The following is a 2,837-nucleotide window of genomic DNA, read 5'->3' on the forward strand; positions in this document are numbered from 1 at the left end:
AAAGATTGATTAGATAGTGGTATCCTGAGTAGTGCGGGGCACGTGAAACCCTGTGTGAAACAGTCGGGACCATCCGATAAGGCTAAATACTCCTGAGAGACCGATAGTGAACTAGTACCGTGAGGGAAAGGTGAAAAGAACCCTGAATAAGGGAGTGAAATAGAACCTGAAACCATACGCTTACAAGCGGTCGGAGCAGACTTGATCTGTGACGGCGTGCCTTTTGCATAATGAGCCTACGAGTTACCGTTGCTAGCAAGGTTAAGGACTTCAGGTCCGGATCCGTAGCGAAAGCGAGTCTGAATAGGGCGCTTTAGTTAGTAGTGGTAGACGCGAAACCGTGTGATCTACCCATGGGCAGGGTGAAGCTGTGGTAACACACAGTGGAGGCCCGAACCGATATACGTTGAAAAGTGTTCGGATGACCTGTGGGTAGGGGTGAAAGGCCAATCAAACTCGGAAATAGCTCGTACTCCCCGAAATGCATTTAGGTGCAGCGTTGATTTATAGTTTTATAGAGGTAGAGCTACTGATTGGATGCGGGGGCTTCACCGCCTACCAATTCCTGACAAACTCCGAATGCTATAAAATGTTAATCAGCAGTGAGGGCATGGGTGCTAAGGTCCATGTCCGAGAGGGAAAGAACCCAGACCATCAGCTAAGGTCCCCAAATATATGTTAAGTTGAATAAACGAGGTTGAACTGCTTAGACAGCTAGGATGTTGGCTTGGAAGCAGCCATTCATTTAAAGAGTGCGTAACAGCTCACTAGTCGAGCGGTTCGGCATGGATAATAATCGGGCATAAACATATTACCGAAGCTATGGACTTGTAAAAGTGGTAGGGGAGCATTGTAGTGTCGTCGAAGGTGTGCTGTGAGGCATGCTGGAGAAGCTACAAAAGAAAATGTAGGCATAAGTAACGATAATGCGGGCGAGAAACCCGCACACCGAAAGACTAAGGTTTCCTCAGCTATGCTAATCAGCTGAGGGTTAGTCGGGACCTAACGCGAACCCGAAAGGGGTAGTGGATGGACAACAGGTTAATATTCCTGTACCTGCTCACACTAAAAGTGACGGAGGCGAAAAGTTAGTGCGTACTGACGGAATAGTACGTTGAAGCGAGTAGTAATACCGCGATAGTACACTGAGACTACGGTCAAGGTGATAATCTAGCAAATCGACTTCCAAGAAAAGCGAGTGAAGCAGCCCGTACCCTAAACCGACACAGGTAGTTGGGATGAGAATTCTAAGGTGCTCGAGAGATTCATGGCTAAGGAACTAGGCAAAATTGACGCGTAACTTCGGGAGAAGCGTCGCCCCCCTCTGGGGGGGCCGCAGTGAAAAAGTCCAGGCGACTGTTTATCAAAAACACAGGGCTCTGCTAAATCGAAAGATGATGTATAGGGCCTGACACCTGCCCGGTGCTGGAAGGTTAAGTGGAGGGTTTAGAAGTTTACTTCGAAGATCTCAAATGAAGCCCCAGTAAACGGCGGCCGTAACTATAACGGTCCTAAGGTAGCGAAATTCCTTGTCGGGTAAGTTCCGACCTGCACGAATGGTGTAACGATCTGGACACTGTCTCAGCCATGAGCTCGGTGAAATTGTAGTATCGGTGAAGATGCCGATTACCCGCAGTGGGACGAAAAGACCCCGTGAACCTTTACTATAGCTTAGTATTGGCTTTGGATAAGTAATGTGTAGGATAGGTGGGAGACTTTGAAGTGGCGTCGCTAGGCGTTGTGGAGTCATTGTTGAAATACCACCCTTTGCTTATCTAGAGTCTAACCTCTAACCAGGGACAGTGCTTGGTGGGTAGTTTGACTGGGGTGGTCGCCTCCAAAAGAGTAACGGAGGCTTCTAAAGGTTCCCTCAGCACGCTTGGTAACCGTGCGTAGAGTGCAATGGCATAAGGGAGCTTGACTGAGAGACATACAGGTCGATCAGGTACGAAAGTAGAGCATAGTGATCCGGTGGTTCCGTATGGAAGGGCCATCGCTCAAAGGATAAAAGGTACTCCGGGGATAACAGGCTGATCTCCCCCAAGAGCTCATATCGACGGGGGGGTTTGGCACCTCGATGTCGGCTCGTCACATCCTGGGGCTGGAGAAGGTCCCAAGGGTTGGGCTGTTCGCCCATTAAAGTGGCACGCGAGCTGGGTTCAGAACGTCGTGAGACAGTTCGGTCTCTATCTACTGTGGGCGTTAGAAATTTGAGTGGATCTGACTCTAGTACGAGAGGACCGAGTTGGACGAACCTCTGGTGTACCTGTTGTTCCGCCAGGAGCATTGCAGGGTAGCTACGTTCGGAAGGGATAAGCGCTGAAAGCATATAAGCGCGAAACCCACCACAAGATGAGATTTCTTTAAAGGGTCGTGGAAGATGACCACGTTGATAGGCTATAGGTGTAAAGGCAGTAATGTCATAGCCGAGTAGTACTAATAACCCATAGGTTTATTGTCACTTCGACTTTGCTCAGTGACCAGTAATGATTGCTGAGCAAGTCTGTTTTTTTATTAAAGTTTACTTACAAAATCATGTCTTTTTTTCAATATGTCAACAATATTAGTGTTGATTATTTATAACAGCCAAGGTCTTGAACCAAGTTCAAGATAAAAACTTAAGGTGGTTATAGCGACGGGGCTCACCTCTTACCATTCCGAACAGAGTAGTTAAGCCCGTTTGCGCCGATGGTACTGCTTTACTGTGGAAGAGTAGGTCGCCGCCTTTTTTGAAAACCCTTACTAGATATCTAGTAAGGGTTTTTTGTTTTAGAATCTATCGTGAAGTAAATCAATTAACCTTTTTTATTATCTTCATTCTTTATTTGGAATTGAAT

At 47.2% G+C, this 2,837-nt stretch carries 2 rRNA genes (1 of these 2 cut by a window edge); both read left to right on the plus strand.

Annotation, left to right across the window (positions count from 1 at the left end):
- Positions 1-2,460, plus strand: a 23S ribosomal RNA gene (locus ABD730_RS17230); it begins 365 nt to the left of the window's first position.
- A gap of 159 nt (positions 2,461-2,619) precedes the next feature.
- Positions 2,620-2,729: ribosomal RNA gene (gene rrf / locus ABD730_RS17235) — 5S ribosomal RNA — on the plus strand.
- The last annotated feature ends 108 nt before the right edge of the window (positions 2,730-2,837 follow it).

Origin of the sequence: Winogradskyella damuponensis (assembly GCF_039538385.1) — a bacterium.
GTDB classification, from domain to species: Bacteria; Bacteroidota; Bacteroidia; order Flavobacteriales; family Flavobacteriaceae; genus Winogradskyella; species Winogradskyella damuponensis.